This is a genomic window from Brucella sp. 22210, from assembly GCF_052045675.1.
Lineage (GTDB): Bacteria > Pseudomonadota > Alphaproteobacteria > Rhizobiales > Rhizobiaceae > Brucella.
This window is the reverse complement of the sequence record NZ_JBQEPD010000124.1, coordinates 1-1,212: the sequence shown is the minus strand read 5'-3', so window position 1 is coordinate 1,212 and position 1,212 is coordinate 1. Positions and strand designations below refer to the sequence as shown.

Below are 1,212 nucleotides of genomic sequence, written 5' to 3'. Positions count from 1 at the left end.
AAGGGGTTGCTGCAATACCATGCGGCGTCCACTGGCCGATGGGGCGGGCGACGCTTTCAGCCGCAGAATATCAAGAGGCCCAACGAAAGCGACATCGACACTGCAATCGAGGTCGTCGCCACCGGCGATTATGACTATGTGACCATGATGTACGAACAGCCGCTGAGCGTCGTCGGCGATTGTCTGCGCGGTATGGTTATGGCTTCAGAAGGCCATCGGATTATCGCGGCCGACTATTCGAACATTGAAGGCCGAGTACTGGCTTGGCTGGCTGGCGAACAATGGAAGCTTGACGCGTTTCGCGCGTATGACACATTCAAACTCAACGCCTCCGGGGAAAGAATACCCGATAACAAAGGCGGCTTTGAGCGTTTGGGTCACGACCTTTACAAGATCGCAGCCGGCAAGATCCTCGGAAAAGACCCCGGCGCTATCACCAAGGACGAACGCCAGTCGCCGGGTAAGGTGTCGGAACTGGCGCTCGGCTATCAGGGCGGCGTCGGCGCGTTCCGCACAATGGGCGGCGCGGCTGTGGAATTGATGGACGATGACGAGATCAATGTCATCAAGGACGCATGGCGCGATGCACACCCTAATATTCGCCAGTTCTGGTTTGACATGGAAGACGCAGCGGTTCGCGCGGTGCAGAGCAAGGGCGTAACGACCACCTGCGGCAAGGTGAAGTTCAAACACGCTGGCTCATGGCTTTTCATGCGTCTGCCGAGCGGCCGATTGCTGGCGTATCCCTACCCTGAAGTGCGCGAATTCGATACGCCGTGGGGCGATCCGAAGGAAGGTCTCACCTACTTTTCGACGATCGATCCGTCGAAGAAAGCCAAGGTTATCGACGACGACCGTAATGGCACGTCGTGGGCGCGCATTAAAACCTACGGCGGAATGCTCGTCGAAAATGCCACGCAGGCTGTTGCCCGCGACATCATGGCCGACGCAATGCCAAGACTTGAAGCTGCTGGCTACAAGATTCTGCTGACCGTGCACGACGAAGTGGTGACGGAAGTGCCAGACGATCACGGGTCGGTCGAAGAGATGGAAACAATCATGTCAACGCTGCCCGAATGGGCTGCCGGTTGCCCGGTGGCGGCTGAAGGCTTTGAAGCGAAGAGGTATCGGAAATGACATTCGTCCAAATTGTCGGCCACATCACTCCGATCACTTGCGTATTGGTCGCAGCGATCCTTGCTTACAAGAAAA

Annotated in this window: 1 pseudogene; it reads left to right on the top strand. The window is 57.0% G+C overall.

From position 1 onward, the window contains the following. A pseudogene (locus ACTJKP_RS26865) lies at positions 1-1,137 on the top strand (hypothetical protein); the annotation flags it as partial. Positions 1,138-1,212 lie beyond the last annotated feature (75 nt).